Raw genomic sequence first — 15,906 nt, forward strand, 5'->3', positions numbered from 1 at the left:
CAGCTGAAAGTGCAAGAAAAACCGGTCTCCCACATCGGACTGATTTTCATCCTGGGATTGATATCGATGCTGATGCCTCTGGCTATCGATATGTATCTGCCAAGTATGCCCGTGATTGCGCAGGAATATGGCGTTCCGGCGGGCAGCGTGCAAATGACCCTCAGCGCTTACGTGCTGGGGTTTGCGATAGGGCAGCTGTTTTACGGGCCGATGGCGGACAGCCTTGGGCGTAAGCCGGTTATCTTCTGGGGCGTGCTGATCTTTGCCGTCGCGGCCGGTGCCTGTGCGCTGGCTCAGTCGGTCGAGCAACTGGTCTGGATGCGTTTCCTGCACGGTCTGGCGGCGGCCGCGGCGAGTGTGGTCATCAATGCGCTGATGCGCGATATGTTCACCAAAGATGAATTCTCACGAATGATGTCTTTCGTGGTGCTGGTGATGACAGTTGCGCCGTTGCTGGCGCCGATGCTCGGCGGTTTGCTGATGGCGATTTTCAGCTGGCACGCGATTTTCTGGGCAATGGCTATCGCCGCGCTGATCGCCGCGACGCTGGTGGGCGTGTACATCAAGGAAACGCTGCCCAAAGAGCGGCGGCAAAAATTCCATCTGCGCACCAGCGTCGGCAACTTTGCTTCCCTGTTTCGGCATAAACGTGTGCTGAGTTATATGCTGGCGAGTGGTTTCTCGTTTGCCGGGATGTTCTCCTTCCTCAGCGCCGGTCCGTTTGTTTATATCGAACTGAACGGTGTATCGCCGCAGAATTTCGGTTTTTACTTTGCGCTGAATATCGTTGCACTGGTCATTCTGACGCTGATCAACAGCCGCAATGTGCGCCGGACCGGCGCGGTGAAAATGTTCCGTTTCGGGCTGTTTGTGCAGCTGACGATGGGCATGTGGCTGGTGATCGTCTGCACTTTCGGGCTGCCATTCTGGGCGATGGTGATTGGCGTGGCGGGGTATGTCGGCGTGATTGCGATGGTGACGTCCAACGCGATGGCGGTGATCATGGATGACTTCCCGCATATGGCCGGTACGGCGGCGTCACTGGCGGGGACGATTCGCTTCGGCACCGGTGCGGCGATTGGCTCTGTGTTGTCGCTGTTTACCGCCAAAAGCGCCTGGCCGATGGTCGGCTCCATGGCGTTCTGTGTCCTGGCCGCCACCTTGCTGTATCTCTACGCCAGCCGTCCGGCGAAAGCAGTATCTGCATAACTTCCTCCCCCTTCGCAGGGGGAGGAGCTAAACCAGCACCGTTTTGGGTCATTAAACCACTTCTGCTTTCACTCCCTGAACCCTGCGCGCGGCTTTGGCACGGGCGTATTCATCCGCCATGGCTTTGGCTTTCGCACCCGGCACCAGCGCCATGTCGCACTCTTTTGGCAGCAGGGTGGTGACCGCCGCAGCAATCAGCAATGAGGCTACCAGCGCATAAATCGCGGTGCTCTGGCCGTACAGACTGACCAGCACGCCGACCAGATAGGGTCCGCAGAACCCGCCAAGATTCCCCAGACCGTTAATCACACCGCGTGCGCTCCCCGCGACTTCCGGCGTGGTGACTTTGCCCGGAATGGTCCAGAAGGCACTGGTCGCGGCTTGCAGGAAGAAACCGGCACCGACCAGGAAACCGTAGGCCGCCATGATGTTATGACCGAATGCCACAGACGCGGCCAGACAGGCGGCGAAGCCACACAGCGGCAGGGCGATGAACATACGGCGCTTACCGGTTTTATCCGACAGTACCGACATCGCCAGGATCCCCAGCATGGTGCCGACGTAAGGAATAATCGCCAGCATACCCACCGAACTCATGTCGCCGCCGGTCAGGTTTTTCAGGATGGTGGGCAACCACAACGTATAGCCGTAAATCCCGGTCTGATAGAAAAAGTTAATGATGATCAGTTTGACGATGGACTTGTTGCGGAACACCTCTTTCAGCGGCGCGTTATTCACCGGCGCCAGTGCCCGCAGGGCCTCACGTTCGCGGTTCAGCTCAGTCACCAGATAGTCGCGTTCACGGTCTGACAGCCATTTGGCTTCTTCAGGACGGTCGCTGATGGTGAACCACCAGAACAGCATCACCACGAAAGATAACGTCCCTTCGATGATGAACAACCAGCGCCAGTCGAGCGTATCCAGGATCAGGCCCGACAGCGGTGCGGTGATCATTCCGCCAAGTGGCGCGAACATCAGTACATAAGCATTGGCGCGGCCACGTTCTTTATCCGGGAACCAGTTGCTGACCATGGTCAGCACCACCGGCAACATCCCGCCTTCTGCCACGCCGAGCGCGAAGCGCAGGAACAGAAGCTGATACTGATTGGTGATAAAGCCGGTCAGGATAGAGATCACCGCCCAGGCAATCAGCGAGCAGGCGATGAATTTACGTCCGCTGCCGTGCACGGCCAGACTGCCGCCGGGAACCTGCAGGAATAAATAACCGATAAAGAAAATACCGGCGGCCAGACCGGCCATTGACGCGGTGATCCCTAATTCAGCATCCATTCCGCCTGGCATGGCGAAACTAATATTGACCCTGTCCATGAAGGAAATAATACAGGCGATAAGAATAGGTGTTATTACACGAAGCCAGCGAGCCTTAGGAATCTTATTATCCATGTTCTTTCCTCTGTGTGCTTGTAATCGGCGATGGCTTAATAAAAGCATTTTGAGGAAAGTATTTCGTGACAGGAGTCACGTTGAATTATGTTAAGAAAAGGTGTTACTACATACGTGATCCTGCACCGGAGTTGGCGTGCAGGATGGAAGAGGGAAATTCAGTAAGAAAAGAGGATTAAATCGTGCCGCCGAGGGAGATGCGGTAGTGCAAATCCACCCGTTCAATGGTCGGCAGGTTTCTGATTTTTTTGAGCAATATCTCAGCCACGACCTTGCCCATTTCAAAGCGTGGCGTAATCACACTGGCTAATAATGGGGTCGTCGCCAGCCCGATATCCAGCCCGTGGAAGCCGGAAATCGCCATGTCCTGCGGTACGCGGATGCCCAGTTTGATACATTCCTGTAACACGCCTACCGCAATATCGTCGTTGGTACACAAAATGGCATTGGTCTGCGGATAGAGCTGGCGCGCCATAGATAACATGCCTGCGCCGATAGACACCGATGACACTTTATTGGGCGTGATATGCACCGGCGTCAGTCCGCGTTCAGACATCGCGCGGCTGTAGCCCTGATAGCGTTTCTGGTCGCGGGCATCTGACATCGATCCGAAATACACCACATGCTCTTTGCCGCTGGCGAGCAGGGTATTGGCCATGTCGTAACCGGCCTGCTGATTATCAAATCCCACCGCGATACGCCCGTGCGGGTCATCCAGATCCATCACCTGCGCCACCGGGATCTCACTCGCATTCAGGTACTTATCGGCTTTCAGCGTATGCACGGAGTCGGTGAGGATCAGCCCCGCCAGCTGATAACCGAGCAGGTTGATGATGTGTTCTTCTTCGCGCTCTTTGCTGTAATCATAATTGACCACCAGCGTCTGAAAGCCCTGCGCGGAAGTGACCGATTCAATGCCTGCCAGCAAATCGGAGAAAATCTGGTTATTGAACGAGGGGACTAATATGCCGATACGCGGCGCTTTGGCCGGTCCGCGGGCTTCTTCCAGCGGATAACCCACTTCTTCCATGACCTTCGTGATGCGCTCACGGGTTTCAGGAGACACCTTTTCCGGCGTGCGCAGAAAACGGCTCACCGTCATCTTCGTGACATCCGCCAGTTGGGCGATGTCCTGTAGTGTCACGCGCTGGTTTCTCATGCGGAATGTTCCTGGTTGGGGCGGCAAATATACCTGATTATTGAAACAGAAAGCGCCGAAGATTGTTATCAAAATGATGAGGATCACAGCGGGAGTAACAGGGTTTTTTAACATCCCGCGAGGTGATCTGCATCACAGTTTAGCGCTGGGTAAACCGGTGTAGTGAAGCTAACTTTTTAAATCAGCATTCAATAAGGCCAACGTCATGACAAATCTCTTCTCACTGGATAATAAAAAGATTCTGGTTACCGGCTCGACGCGCGGTCTGGGTTTCCTGCTGGCGAAAGGGCTGGCGCAGCATGGCGCGGAGATTATCGTCAACGGCACGCAACCTGAATCGACGCAAAAAGCGGCGGAAGCCCTGCGTGCGGAAGGCTTTATTGCCCATGCGGTCTCCTTTGATGTCACCTCCAGTCAGGCGGTGAATCAGGCGATTGACCATATTGAAAGCACCATAGGACCGATTGATGTGCTGGTGAATAACGCCGGTATTCAGCGCCGCCATAAATTCACCGAGTTTCCGGAAAAAGACTGGGACGACGTGATCGCCGTAAACCAGAAATCCGTATTCCTGGTGTCGCAGGCGGTGGCGCGTTACATGATCCAGCGTGAGCGCGGCAAAATCATCAATATCGGTTCGATGCAAAGCGAACTGGGCCGCGACACCATCACGCCGTATGCCGCCTCAAAGGGCGCGGTGAAAATGCTGACCCGCGGCATGTGCGTCGAACTGGCGCGCTACAATATTCAGGTGAACGGCATCGCGCCGGGCTATTTCAAAACCGACATGACGCAGGCGCTGGTGGATAACAAAGAGTTCTCCGAATGGCTGTGCAAACGCACGCCGGCTGCACGCTGGGGCAATCCGGAAGAGCTGGTGGGTGGTGCAGTTTATCTGTCCTCTAAGGCATCAGATTTCGTGAATGGTCATTTACTCTTTATTGATGGCGGCATGCTGGCGGCGGTTTAAAAGGAAACATAATGAGTACTGAAGACACCAAAATTGCACTGGTAACCGGCGGCGGGAGCGGCATCGGCCTGAGCGCCGCCAAAGCGCTGGAAGCGATCGGCTTTATTGTGATCCTGGCCGGACGCAACAAAGAAAAGCTGGATCAGGCGGTGGCGTTGTTTACGCCGGGGCAGGCGGTGGCGCGTCAGCTGGATGTCACCAGTCCGCCATCGGTGGCCGCGCTGTTTCAGGATATTCAGGAAACCTTCGGGCGGCTGGATGTGCTGTTCAATAACGCCGGTAATAACGTGAAAGATGTGCCAATCGAAGAACTGCCGGTGGAAGACTGGCTGTCGGTGATCAATACCAATCTCACCGGCGCGTTTTTATGTACACAAGCGGCGGTAAAACTGATGAAACAGCAATCGCCACAGGGCGGCCGTATCATCAACAACGGGTCGATTTCGGCGCAGTCGCCGCGTCCGAATTCCGCGCCTTACACGGCCAGCAAACATGCCATCACCGGTCTGACCAAATCCACCGCGCTGGATGGCCGGGCGTTTAACATTGCCTGCGGACAGATAGATGTCGGCAACGCCGCGACGGACATGGGCAATAAAGCGCTGGCAGGCAGAATGCAGGCGGACGGACATATCGCTGAGGAACCGGTGATCCCGGTGGAGCGCGTCGGTGAGGCGGTGGCGTTTATGGCCGGTTTGCCGCTCGATACCAACGTGCTGACCATGACGGTGATGGCGAGCGCCATGCCGCTGGTCGGGCGCGGTTAAGCTGAGTTTCAGGCATAAAAAAACGGCCCGTTATGGGCCGTTTTGCATGTCAGTGTACGGATTACGCCGCTTTGGTTTTGCGTTTCCGGCCAAGCCAGAAAATCAGCACCAGCAGAACAATTACGCCAGCCACCATCGCCGGTGCCATGAACGGTTGCAATTTTGCCAGCAATGTCACCGGACCGCCTGCCCGTAACACCGCCACATCCTGCGCGCTGACCTGCACACCGGCGTTGCCGTAGTTTTTCAGCACGTAGTTGGAGATGTCGGCAATTTGCTGGTCGTCTAACTGACCGACATAGGATCCCACGCCGAATTTCGGCATCAGCACGTGATGGTCACCGACCTGACGATCCACGCCGTACAGAATGGCAGAAATCAGGTTAGAGGCGTTGCCCATGCCGGTGGCGGTGTTGTTAAACAGTGACGGATAAGCCTGATTTTCGCTGCCTGAGCCATCCGGCTGGTGGCAACTGGCGCAATAGCCGCTGAACAGTGCAGCACCGTTGTCGATAGTTTTATTGGCGTTAAACGGATGTGCGCCGCGTAAACCTTCTTCCACATTGACTGGTTTGCCAAAGGTATCCGCCGCCTGCGTATCACGCGGGTCGCGAACCGGCGTGCTGTTTTTCAGGTAGAAGGCAATCGCGTTCAGATCGCTGTCAGACATGTATTGCAGACTGTTCTGTACCGCTTCCGCCATGCCGCCTGCTGCCTGATTTTTCCCGGCGGTACGGCCGGTTTTCAGGTATTCCACCAGTTGCGCCTGCGACCAGTTGCCGATACCGCTGACCGGATCTGAACTGATATTCGGCGCATACCACGGCCCGACCATGCCCCCTGCCAGCGGTTTATCCGTCACCGACCCCATCATCAGGTTACGGGGGGTATGGCAGGTATCACAGTGACCGGCACCGTTCACCAGATAAGCGCCGCGATTCCATTGCTCACTTTTCGACGGATCCGGCTTAAACGGCGTGCTGTCGAGGTACATCATGTTCCAGCCCGCCATGGCGATACGCATGTTGAACGGGAACGGCAGGGCGGTTTCCACATTCGGCTGCTCAACCGGTTTCACCCCTTGCTGGAAATAGACATACAGCGCGTGCATGTCGGCATCGCTCATATGGCTGTAAGAGGTGTAAGGCATGGCCGGATACAGATTGGCACCGTCAGGTCGAACCCCTTCACGTACCGCGCGGATGAACTGCGCTTCGGTGTAATTGCCGATACCAGACTGCTTCGATGGCGTGATGTTAGTGGTATAAATCGTGCCCATCGGCGAGTGAATTTCATAACCCCCGGCAAAAGGTTTGCCGCCTTCCGGGGCGGTATGACAAGCCTGACAGTCAGCGGCGGTCGCCACTTCCTGACCCTGACGGATCAGTTCTGCCTGATTATCGGCAGCAAAAGCCATTCCGCTAAGGGATGCGCTTAACAGGCAGGCGGTGAGAAGTTTTTTCATGCGGCACCTGCCAGTTTTTTCGCCATATCATCGGCTGCTTTCAGGCCGAGAGCGGCCATGGTCAGCGTACTGTTTACCACGCTGGAAGACGGGATCGCGCCGCCGCCCGGTAACCACAGGTTAGCGTGGTCATGCGCACGACAGTTGCCGTTCACCACCGAATCTTTCGGATCGCTGCCCATGATGGTGCCGCCCATGATGTGGTTGTTGGCATTCAGGCTGGTGGTGATATTGAATTCTTCCGCCATAAACAGGGAACCGATGTGCTCCAGCTGCTTGTGCGCGGCTTCTGCGCCTTTACGCACGTAATCGCCGACGTCGTAATGAATGTCCGGGCACGGCAGTCCGTGGGGATCTTTACGGGTGGTGCTCAGCGTCAGGCGGTTATTCGGATCCGGCAGCGGTTCGAGGCTGATGGACAAATCCACACCGAAGATTGAACGACGGCGGATCTCTTCATCCAGCTCTTTACCCACCAGCCCCATCTGCAAGGCTTTTGAGGTGGCCGGGATCACACGGCTGATGTTGTTGAGGATCATTTTGTTGGCAGAATAATCTTTGCGGAAATCGCCGTCGCGCGGCCCCACCAGACAGCTGCTTTGTGCCGGACCACGACCGATCCACAGCGGTTCTTTGGCAATGAACGTACAGTGGAAACCGGAGTGGTCCATCATGTTACGGCCAACGTGATCAGAAGAGTTGGCGATACCGTTCGGGTTCTTGTCGTTGGCCGCCATCAGCAGCAGACGCGGCGTTTCGATGCCATTACAGGCCAGCGCGAACACTTTACCCGTGGCTTTGTGCGATTTCTTCTCACTGTCCAGCCAGTGAACGGCGGTCACGTTGTTGTTCTCGTCGGTGTCAATTTTGTAGACCACCGCTTCAGCCAGCACGACCGCACCTTTGTTCTCCGCGCGTTCCACGTGGGCAATGCCGTTATACATCGCGCCAATCGGGCAGATCGGCTGGCAGTTGTTGTTGCCACAACAGGTCGGACGGCCGTTCCACGGACGGGTACTGCGGCCCTGGGGGATCGGTACGGAGCGGTAACCGTGCGGGTTAACGATTTCAGCGAAACGGGTGTCGCCGTAACCGTAAGGGACCTGTTCCATCGGATAGGGTTTGCTGCGTTCAGAAGGGGATTGCAGTTCCGGATCGTTCGGACCCGCTACGCCGATTTCTTCCTCAGCGCGGCAATAATAAGGTTCCAGCTCATCGTAAGAAATCGGCCAGTCACGTCCCACGCCATACAGGGTTTTCATTTTGAAATCGTTAGGAACATGACGCCAGCAGGAAGCCGCCCAGTGCCAGGTGGTGCCGCCCACAGTGCGCAGGTAACCCTGTTTGAAGCTGCTGGCGCTCGGTCCGGTCAGATGGACGTAGTTATTTTCCGGGAAGTACAGCGGCGCAGGCGCGTTTTTGGACTGCGGGTAAAGCCCCTGGAAATCCGAACCGGCACGGTTTTCAAACGGCATGTTGCGCCAGTTTTCCACCGCCTGAGCACGTTCAATACGCAACCCGGCTTCAAGCACCAGAACAGAATGTCCCTGACTGACCAGTTGATCGGCAATCATGCCGCCTACAACGCCGGAACCGACAACAATCACATCAGCAGACGCATCGCCGTCTGCAGTAAATTCTGGTTTTTTCATCAGGCTTTGCTCACAACATTTGTTTCAGAAGGATTGGTAAAACGATCGGCGTTCATGGATTCAGGCATCGCGGCAGCAGGCGGCGCAGCGGTGAAATACAGCGGACCGTTGCCGCAGTAAGTCGGCACAATCAGGCCGTCACTGACCGGGCGATACATCAGCGCGTCTTTATAGGAGATAAGAATGGAATCGGTTCCATGCCCGACCGTGCCGGTATACCAGGCGGTGACGATGGCGGTCACCAGTTCACCCAGACCATTTTGTTTCGCCACTTCCTGCAAATCTTTTGCCGCCTGACCTGGTTTCACCAGCGCGTGCAGTTTGCTGACCTGCGCAGGGAAGTCGGGTTGAGAGCGGTAAAAGGCGTTGAAAATCTGGGCGGAAGTCCCTTCGCTGATATTTTTATGCTCAGTGATGGCCTGTGAAACCAGATAGAACTGACCGAAAATGACCGGATCCTGAGCAGCGGTTTCTTTCTCCGCCTGGCTGAGGAACGGGAAGCCGAGCAGGGTGGTGGCCACCATGGCGGACGTCAGTCCTTTCAGCAGTTCACGACGACTGAAACCGGTTCCATTTTCGGGTGTATTGCTTCCAATGATTGAAGGATCGTTTTCCATCTCTTTCTCGCTGGGATTGGGTTGTTTTGCCAAACGGCAGTGAATTCGCGTATCTGATTCTTATTATAATTTGCGTAATGCGAGATTTATCAGCGGGTTAGTTTCTGCCGATGTGTGTCGCGATAGGGTATACCACTTATAACGGTGCGGATGATAAGCCAAAGAAGAGGGATTTGTGCAAACAAATTGTGCGGATTTATTAACATTAGATCCGCAATTTAACGTATGATGCGCGGCGGTAAAAATTGTAACCAACCGGTTCATTTCAGACTGAAATTAACAGAGTGACTGAACGACCCGCTGAGGTAAAAATTCACTATCTTATTGATAATAAGAGTTTTGTGAGATTTACCTGAGTTTCCAAAGCTTTCTATTTGTATATAAAATGTAAACAAATAAGCAATTAAAAGTAGCGTCAATTGATTAAAATGGTTGTGAATCAACACGGAAAAGGTTACAAATAAGCCAAAATGAGATCTGCCTCGCAGAACAGGTGAGAGCAGAGATAAAAATGACGGTGGTCTGCCGTTTTGTATCCGGTGACGTTAATTTAATGTTAATTATTTGAACGGAATGTGGGCAAAGCTCAGCCTGTCGGCTATAACTTAAACAGTGCGGTTGTAGCCATTTTGTAAAAATATCGTGTAAATGATTTGAATGAATCATTGTCTGGGGAACCACGTGAATAATATCCAACTTTCGGTAGTACATCGTTTGCCGCAAAGTTATCGCTGGTTATCAGGGTTTGCGGGTATCAAAGTTGAACCGATTCCGCTGCCGGGTAACGAGGAAGATAACAATCTGATCGGCCTGAAACTGCTCAGCCATGAGGGCGAATTCGCCTGGCAGGTGATGCATCAGCTGACCGATGCCTTAGAAGATATTCAGGTAAAAGCGGCGATTGTTGAAATTGACGGTGAGCCTTGTCTGTTCGTGCATCGTGAAGATGAAAGCGCCACCTTGTGCTGCCTGAAAAACATCGGCGCGGCGATCGCGGAATCTGTCACCGCACTTTATCCTTTCTGACACGCCTGAATTGTCACTCCTTCAGGCGCGTTGATCCTGTGTATCAGGATGTCGTATCGAAAGCATCTGACGCGGCCAGCAATTCGCGGGTGTAAGCCTGCTGCGGCGCGGTAAAAATCTGCTCGCAATCTCCCTGTTCCACCACTTCCCCGTTGCGTAACACTAACAACTGATGGCACAACGCCCGCACCACATGCAAATCATGGCTGATAAACAGATAGGTCAGGCCGTGGCGTTGCTGTAATTCACTCAAAATGGTCAGGATTTGCGCCTGTACCGACTTATCCAGGGACGATGTGGGTTCATCAAGGATCAGCATTTCCGGCTGGAGGATCAGTGCGCGGGCAATCGCAATACGCTGGCGCTGGCCGCCGGAAAACTCGGTCGGGTAACGGTGGCGGGACTGCGGATCTAACCCCACTTCCTGCATCGCGCGGATCACTTCTGCGTCGCGTTCCTGTTCACTCACGTTGCGGTGCACTAACAACCCCTCGGCAATAATCTGCCCGACGGTAAAACGCGGATTCAGTGCCGAGAAGGGATCCTGAAACACCACCTGGATCCGGCTGCGGAACGGCAGCATTTTCTTGCGGGAGAACGTATGCAGCGGCTGGCCGTCAAACCAGATTTCGCCCTGTGACTTCATCAGACGCAGGAGTGCCAGCCCGGTGGTGCTTTTGCCGGAACCGGATTCGCCCACCACGCCGAGACTTTCTCCGCGACGCAGCTGAAAACTGACCTGATTCACCGCATGTTTGATGCTGACCGTGCGGCGCAACAGGCCACGCCGGACCGGAAAACCGACATCCAGATTTTTCACCTCCAGCAGAACGGGCTGTTCGCCATTCAGCGGCTGTGGGCGTCCCTGAGGTTCGGCCAGTAACAGCTGGCGGGTGTAGGGATGCTGAGGCTGGCTGAACAGCGTGCTGCGCGGTTGCTGCTCAACAACGCGTCCGTGTTGCATTACCGCCACGGTGTCCGCCAGACGGCGCACAATGCGCAGGTTATGGGTGATAAACAGCATCGCCATGCCCATTTCCTGCCTGAGTTCGGCAAGCAGCGATAAAATCTGCGCCTGAACGGAGACGTCCAGCGCGGTGGTCGGTTCGTCAGCAATCAGCAATTTTGGCCGCGTCAGCACCGCCATCGCAATCATCACGCGCTGCCGTTCACCGCCGGAAAGCTGATGCGGAAAATCCCGCAGACGCGAGGCGGCCTGACGGATACCCACGCGGTCCAGACAGCGGAGAATTTCGCCGCGCGCTGCTTCTCCGCGCAGATTGCGGTGCAGCGTCAGCACTTCGGTCAGCTGTTTTTCAATGGTATGCAGCGGATTGAGCGACACCATCGGTTCCTGAAAGATCATCGAAATCTGATTGCCGCGGATCTGCCGCAATGTCATGGCGTCGGCCTTCAGCAGCGACTGCCCGGCAAAAAGGATATCGCCCTGCGGCCAGACCACGGAAGAGGGCAGCAGGCGCAATACCGACAGTGCGGTGACGCTTTTACCGGAACCGGATTCGCCGACCAGCGCCAGCGTTTCTCCCGCATGGATATTCAGCGACACGTCGCTGACCACTTCGCGCTGTTCGTTCCCCTGACGGAAAGCGACGCTGAGGTTTCTGATCTGCAATAACGCGGCGTCTGTCATGTCAGAGTGCCTCACTGTTGTGGTGTGCGGACGGATTGAAGGCGTCGCGAACCGCTTCACCAATGAAAATCAGCAATGACAGCAGGGTGGCCAGCACCACGAACGCACTGATCCCAAGCCAGGGCGCCTGCAAATTATTCTTGCCTTCCATCAGCAGCGTACCCAGCGACGGAGAACCCAGCGGCAGACCGAAGCCGAGGAAATCCAGCGACGTCAGGGTGGTGATGGAGCCACAAAGGATAAACGGCAGATAGGTCAGGGTCGCAACCATTGCATTCGGCAACATATGTCGCCACATAATGGCGCGGTCACTGACGCCCATCGCCTGTGCAGCGCGGATATAATCGAAATTACGGGTGCGCAGGAATTCCGCGCGCACTACGCTGACCAGCGTCATCCAGCCGGAAAGTACGGTTATCAGCAGCAGCCACCAGAAATTCGGCTGCACCACGCTGGCCAAAATGATGATTAAAAACAGGGTCGGGATACTCGACCAGACCTCAATAAAGCGTTGCCCCAGCAGGTCGGTCAGCCCGCCGTAATAACCCTGCGTGGCCCCGACCATAATGCCCATCACCGAGGTCAGCACGGTCAATAAAATCCCGAAGAACAGTGAAATGCGCAGGCCATAGAGGATCTGCGCCAGCACGTCGTGACCGTTGCTGTCGGTGCCCAGCCAGTTCTGCGTGGAAGGCGGCGAAGGGAAGGGCTGCGTGGTGGAAAAATTGATGGAGTGGTAACTGCTGCGGATCGGTGCCCACACTGCCCAGCCGTGGTCTTCAATCTGGCGCAGGACAAAGGGATCCTGATAATCGGTCGGGGTTTCCAGTTCTCCGCCAAACGTGGTTTCGCTGTAATTCACCATAAAGGGCACGTACAGATGTCCCTGATAGCGTGCCAGCAGCGGTTTATCATTGGCCAGCACATTGGATAACAATACAAGAATCAGCATCGCCATGAATATCCACAGTGACCAGAAGCCCCGCCGGTTCTGGCAAAAACGCGCCCAGCGCGCCTGATTGACGATGTTCAGCTTAAAGAGACTCACGCTCATCAGTGGCGGCCCTCAAAATCGATACGCGGGTCAACCAGCGTGTAAGTGAGGTCACTGATGATATTCAGCAGTAAACCGATCAGGGTAAAGACGTACAGCGTGCCGAAAATGACCGGGAAATCGCGCTGCACGATCGCGTCGTAGCCCAGCAACCCCAGCCCCTGCAAGGAGAACATCACTTCAATCAGTAAGGAACCGGTGAAAAACATGCTGATAAAGGTGGCCGGAAAACCGGCGATCACCAGCAGCATGGCGTTGCGGAAAACGTGGCGGTACAAAATCTGTTTCTCGTTCAGCCCCTTGGCGCGTGCAGTCACCACATATTGCTTACCGACTTCATCCATAAACGAGTTTTTGGTCAGCATCGTCAGCGTGGCGAACCCGCCGATGACCGTCGCCAGCACCGGCAACGTAATGTGCCAGAGGTAATCGGTCACTTTGCCATACCAGGGTAACGTATCAAAATTCGGTGAGGTGAGACCACGCAGCGGGAACCAGTCGAGGTAGTTGCCGCCGGTAAACAGCACGATCAGTAAGATGGCGAACAAAAAAGAGGGCACGGCGTAGCCGACGATAATCACCGAACTGCTCCAGGTATCGAATTTCGAGCCGTTGCGGACGGCTTTGCGGATCCCAAGCGGGATCGACACCAGATAGATTATCAGTGTGCTCCATAAGCCGAGGGTAACCGACACCGGCAAGGCACTTTTCACCAGCCCCATCACGGAAGAACCGCGGAACAGACTGTCGCCGAAATCAAAGCGAACGTAGTTCGATAACATCTCAAAATAGCGTTCATGCAGGGGTTTATCGAAACCGAAGCGGTGGGTGATTTCCGCAATGACTTCCGGATCCAGACCGCGTGCGCCACGGTACTGGCCTTCACTGAACTGCGCCAGTCCCGGAGACGCCTTGCCATTTCCGCTGCCGCCTCCCGCACCGGGTAAGCCGCCGGATTGTCCCATTTCTATCGCCGCGATGGCCTGATCCACAGGACCGCCGGGGGCGATCTGCACGATAAAAAAGTTAATGGTGATGATCGCCCATAATGTCGGGATCACCAGCAGCAGTCGTCTTAACAGATAGGCGGCCACAATGTGCTCCTCAGCGACGTTGCGCAGGTAAGCGGGCTGCGCGGTTCATGTCATACCACCAGGTATCGAGTTCCATACCATTAGACGGCGTGACCGCGGGCATCGAGAATTTATCCCAATAGGCATAGCGTTCGTGGTGGGTGTACCACATCGGGATCATCAGCATGTTCCAGGTCAGCACGCGGTCGAGCGCATGGCCCAGCGACAACAGCGCCTCAGGTTTGCCCTGATTCGCGGCAATTTCATCGGTCAGCTTATCAATGGCCGGATCGCTGACACCGGATTTGTTGTAAGTGGAATCGAGATACCGGGTGTTCCAGTAAATGCGTAAATCACTGCTGGGGTACGAAGTGGCGGGGTAAACGGTCGGCAGCATATCGTAATCACGCTGGCGCATACGGCGGACAAACTGGGAGTTGTCCACCTCACGGATCGACATCTTAATGCCAAGCCGCTGTAAATTATGCTGGAACGGCAGAACATACTGCGAGTTACCCCCGCTTGGCAGCAGCAGTTCAAAGGTCAACGGCTTGCCGGTTTTGCTGTTCACCAGCACCTGATTTTTGATTTCCCAGCCCGCTTCTTTCAGCAAAGCGGTGGCTTTTAGTAAATTCGTCCGGTCGTTACCGCTGCCGTCCGAAGCGGGAGGCTGATACAACGTGGTGAAGACTTCCGGCGGAACCTTGCCTTTCAGCGGCCCCAGCCACGCCAGTTCGGCAGAGTTGGGATAATCTGTTGCCGCATATTCCGTATTCTGAAAATAGCTGTTCACGCGCTGGTATGCGCCGAAATACAGCGCCTTGTTCATCCAGTCAAAATCAAAGGCCAGCGTGATGGCTTCACGCACCTTACGGTCGGCAAACTGCGGGCGATGGATATTAAATGCCAGCCAGCGGGTGTCCTGTGCCGCCTGATTTTCCTCGTCAGCTTTGACGATAAAGTTTTTGCTGAAATTACCGCCCTGATATTGCGTCGCCCAGTTTTTCGGCGAGGACTCCATGCGGAAATCGAATGCGCCAGATTTGAATGCTTCCAGCGCGACGTTATCGTCGAGGTAATAATCGTAGCGGATGGTGTCGAAATTATAGCGTCCCCGGTTGACCGGCAGATTGGCCGCCCAGTAATCCGTGACCCGCGAATAGGTGACGTACTGACCCAGTTTGTAATCGCTGATGCGGTAAGGCCCGCTGCCCGGCGGCGGCGTACTCAGCGGTTCGTTGAATTTATGCTTTTCCCAGAATGTCTGCGGCAAAATCGGTAAACCGAGCAGGCCGAGCATCATGTCTTTATCCGGTTTCGGCAGTACCATGCGTACCGTCAGTCGTGAAATGGCTTTCACTTCCACGCCTTTATAGACCACGCGGAACTGCGGCACGCCTTCGGTCATGAATTTTTTGAAGGAGAACGCCACGTCGCTGGCGGTAATCGGCGTGTTGTCGTTGAATCGTGCGCGGGGATTAATATCCACTTCAACCCAGCGGTACTGGCTGTCATAGCGGGCAGAATCGGCGATCAGCGGGTAGTAGCTGCCGATTTCATCGCTGGAGGTGGTGAACAGGCTGTCGTAAAGCGAACCGCTGCGTGCGGCCGGATTGCCACGGGTCGCGAAGCGGTTGAAGTTGTCATACGTGCCGATTGCTGCCAGCGTGATCTGTCCGCCTTTCGGGGCAGCCGGATTCACATAGTCAAAACTGGTGAAGTTAGAGACGTACTTAGGCTCGCCCAAAATGGCGAACGCATAACTGTCCTGTATGACTTCAGCCTGTGTGCTGAAACTCAGCAGACAGAGCACAACGGCGAACGCACGGGAAAACATCCTGAATCTCCACTCCTGTGAT

At 55.2% G+C, this 15,906-nt stretch carries 13 protein-coding genes; 4 read left to right on the forward strand and 9 right to left on the reverse strand.

Annotation, left to right across the window (positions count from 1 at the left end; genetic code table 11):
* Positions 1 to 9: 9 nt before the first annotated feature.
* Positions 10 to 1,209, forward strand: coding sequence for a Bcr/CflA family multidrug efflux MFS transporter (locus EYY67_RS04900; protein WP_095922799.1), 1,200 nt, complete (start codon positions 10 to 12; stop codon positions 1,207 to 1,209).
* 51 nt (positions 1,210 to 1,260) lie between these two features.
* Here EYY67_RS04900 and EYY67_RS04905 read toward each other — a convergent pair whose 3' ends face one another.
* Together EYY67_RS04905 and EYY67_RS04910 are read right to left on the reverse strand one after the other, a co-directional pair.
* Positions 1,261 to 2,613 (reverse strand): MFS transporter, encoded by a 1,353-nt coding sequence (locus EYY67_RS04905; protein WP_095922798.1) that lies wholly within the window; start codon positions 2,611 to 2,613, stop codon positions 1,261 to 1,263.
* Positions 2,614 to 2,788: 175 nt separating this feature from the next.
* The gene (locus tag EYY67_RS04910) at positions 2,789 to 3,772 is read right to left on the reverse strand and encodes a LacI family DNA-binding transcriptional regulator (protein WP_095922797.1); all 984 of its coding nucleotides are present in this window, start codon (positions 3,770 to 3,772) and stop codon (positions 2,789 to 2,791) included.
* 205 nt (positions 3,773 to 3,977) lie between these two features.
* On the opposite strand from EYY67_RS04910, the gene idnO reads away from it, so the two are divergent.
* Positions 3,978 to 4,742: a gluconate 5-dehydrogenase gene (gene idnO / locus EYY67_RS04915; protein ID WP_095922796.1), complete on the forward strand. Its 765-nt coding sequence runs from the start codon at positions 3,978 to 3,980 to the stop codon at positions 4,740 to 4,742.
* An 11-nt stretch (positions 4,743 to 4,753) separates the two neighbouring features.
* On the forward strand, positions 4,754 to 5,509 hold the full coding sequence (locus EYY67_RS04920; protein WP_131692969.1) for an SDR family oxidoreductase: 756 nt from the start codon (positions 4,754 to 4,756) through the stop codon (positions 5,507 to 5,509).
* Positions 5,510 to 5,570: 61 nt separating this feature from the next.
* On the opposite strand, the gene EYY67_RS04925 is transcribed toward EYY67_RS04920, so the two are convergent.
* The 3 genes from EYY67_RS04925 to EYY67_RS04935 are packed head-to-tail and all read right to left on the reverse strand — an operon-like array spanning position 5,571 to position 9,243.
* The gene (locus EYY67_RS04925) at positions 5,571 to 6,974 is read right to left on the reverse strand and encodes a cytochrome c (RefSeq protein WP_095922794.1); all 1,404 of its coding nucleotides are present in this window, start codon (positions 6,972 to 6,974) and stop codon (positions 5,571 to 5,573) included.
* Positions 6,971 to 8,626: a GMC family oxidoreductase gene (locus tag EYY67_RS04930; RefSeq protein WP_095922793.1), complete on the reverse strand. Its 1,656-nt coding sequence runs from the start codon at positions 8,624 to 8,626 to the stop codon at positions 6,971 to 6,973. The genes EYY67_RS04925 and EYY67_RS04930 overlap by 4 nt, the downstream gene beginning before the upstream one ends.
* Positions 8,626 to 9,243, reverse strand: coding sequence for a sorbitol dehydrogenase family protein (locus EYY67_RS04935; RefSeq protein WP_119822549.1), 618 nt, complete (start codon positions 9,241 to 9,243; stop codon positions 8,626 to 8,628). Before EYY67_RS04935 ends, EYY67_RS04930 begins: the two co-directional genes overlap by 1 nt.
* A 681-nt stretch (positions 9,244 to 9,924) precedes the next feature.
* Between EYY67_RS04935 and EYY67_RS04940 the strand changes: the two genes are divergently transcribed.
* On the forward strand, positions 9,925 to 10,269 hold the full coding sequence (locus tag EYY67_RS04940) for a YejG family protein (protein ID WP_095922791.1): 345 nt from the start codon (positions 9,925 to 9,927) through the stop codon (positions 10,267 to 10,269).
* Between the two features lie 43 nt (positions 10,270 to 10,312).
* Here the strand turns inward: EYY67_RS04940 and yejF are convergent, their stop codons facing one another.
* From yejF to EYY67_RS04960, 4 genes are read right to left on the reverse strand one after another with little or no spacing between them, the layout of a single operon-like run.
* Positions 10,313 to 11,920, reverse strand: a complete 1,608-nt coding sequence (yejF, locus tag EYY67_RS04945; RefSeq protein WP_131692970.1) for a microcin C ABC transporter ATP-binding protein YejF — start codon at positions 11,918 to 11,920, stop codon at positions 10,313 to 10,315.
* A gap of 1 nt (position 11,921) precedes the next feature.
* Positions 11,922 to 12,974: an ABC transporter permease gene (locus EYY67_RS04950; protein ID WP_162928546.1), complete on the reverse strand. Its 1,053-nt coding sequence runs from the start codon at positions 12,972 to 12,974 to the stop codon at positions 11,922 to 11,924.
* Positions 12,974 to 14,068: a microcin C ABC transporter permease YejB gene (gene yejB / locus EYY67_RS04955; protein ID WP_095922789.1), complete on the reverse strand. Its 1,095-nt coding sequence runs from the start codon at positions 14,066 to 14,068 to the stop codon at positions 12,974 to 12,976. Before yejB ends, EYY67_RS04950 begins: the two co-directional genes overlap by 1 nt.
* A gap of 10 nt (positions 14,069 to 14,078) precedes the next feature.
* The gene (locus tag EYY67_RS04960; RefSeq protein WP_131692971.1) at positions 14,079 to 15,884 is read right to left on the reverse strand and encodes an extracellular solute-binding protein; all 1,806 of its coding nucleotides are present in this window, start codon (positions 15,882 to 15,884) and stop codon (positions 14,079 to 14,081) included.
* Positions 15,885 to 15,906: the final 22 nt, after the last annotated feature.

Source organism: Rahnella victoriana, from assembly GCF_004330295.1.
Taxonomy (GTDB): domain Bacteria; phylum Pseudomonadota; class Gammaproteobacteria; order Enterobacterales; family Enterobacteriaceae; genus Rahnella; species Rahnella victoriana.

Excerpts from the sequence above, each read along its gene's own strand:
- EYY67_RS04905 (WP_095922798.1), bottom strand. The coding sequence starts at position 2,613 with ATGGATAATAAGATTCCTAAGGCTCGCTGGCTTCGTGTAATAACACCT.
- EYY67_RS04910 (WP_095922797.1), bottom strand. The coding sequence starts at position 3,772 with ATGAGAAACCAGCGCGTGACACTACAGGACATCGCCCAACTGGCGGAT.
- idnO (WP_095922796.1), top strand. The coding sequence starts at position 3,978 with ATGACAAATCTCTTCTCACTGGATAATAAAAAGATTCTGGTTACCGGC.
- EYY67_RS04920 (WP_131692969.1), top strand. The coding sequence starts at position 4,754 with ATGAGTACTGAAGACACCAAAATTGCACTGGTAACCGGCGGCGGGAGC.
- EYY67_RS04925 (WP_095922794.1), bottom strand. The coding sequence starts at position 6,974 with ATGAAAAAACTTCTCACCGCCTGCCTGTTAAGCGCATCCCTTAGCGGA.
- EYY67_RS04930 (WP_095922793.1), bottom strand. The coding sequence starts at position 8,626 with ATGAAAAAACCAGAATTTACTGCAGACGGCGATGCGTCTGCTGATGTG.
- EYY67_RS04935 (WP_119822549.1), bottom strand. The coding sequence starts at position 9,243 with ATGGAAAACGATCCTTCAATCATTGGAAGCAATACACCCGAAAATGGA.
- yejF (WP_131692970.1), bottom strand. The coding sequence starts at position 11,920 with ATGACAGACGCCGCGTTATTGCAGATCAGAAACCTCAGCGTCGCTTTC.
- EYY67_RS04950 (WP_162928546.1), bottom strand. The coding sequence starts at position 12,974 with ATGAGCGTGAGTCTCTTTAAGCTGAACATCGTCAATCAGGCGCGCTGG.
- EYY67_RS04960 (WP_131692971.1), bottom strand. The coding sequence starts at position 15,884 with ATGTTTTCCCGTGCGTTCGCCGTTGTGCTCTGTCTGCTGAGTTTCAGC.